Raw genomic sequence first — 530 nt, 5'->3', positions numbered from 1 at the left:
ATCGATCCGGACATCCCGCGCGACGAAAAGGACAAGCTGCAGCAGATGATGGCGCCCAAGCCCGAACAGCTGCAGATTCAGCAGGCCAAGACCAAGCTGGAACTGGAGAACGCCGCCGGCAAGAACGCCAAGCAGGCGGCCGAGACGCAGAAGACGCTGGCGCTCGCCGACCAGGCGCTGGCCTCGGCGCAGCAAAAGCGGGCGCAGGTGACGACGGAAGCGGCCCGCGCCGGGCATCTGGCAAGGGCCTCCGATCTCGACGCGGCGGCCTTCGTGCGCGACAGCCTCGTCAAGGCGCACGAGATCATGCTGCCGTTCCTGCAGGCGCAAGGACAGGCCGCCATGCAGCCGCAAAGGCCGCAGGGTGCGCCAATTGGCGCAGGCTCGCGCTGATCGATGAGGCAACGAGGAAAGGATTTGCCGATGCTGGCTGTTGTCTTCAGATGCGCGCTGGCTGTGGCCATGCTCGCCATCGGCTCGCTCGCGGCGCTGGCGCAGAGCGCGGTCCCGACCGACAATTGGTCGGTCAA

General features: G+C 66.8%; 1 protein-coding gene. It reads left to right on the top strand.

All coding sequences use genetic code 11. From position 1 onward, the window contains the following. Window positions 1-393: hypothetical protein (locus AACY08_RS28575; protein WP_339472454.1), on the top strand; the 393-nt coding region annotated here is incomplete at its 5' end. Window positions 394-530 lie beyond the last annotated feature (137 nt).

Origin of the sequence: Pseudomonas sp. EL_65y_Pfl1_R83 (assembly GCF_963970695.1) — a bacterium.
In the GTDB taxonomy this organism is placed as follows: Bacteria; Pseudomonadota; Gammaproteobacteria; order Pseudomonadales; family Pseudomonadaceae; genus Aquipseudomonas; species Aquipseudomonas tritici.
This window is presented reverse-complemented; position numbering and strand designations above follow the sequence as displayed.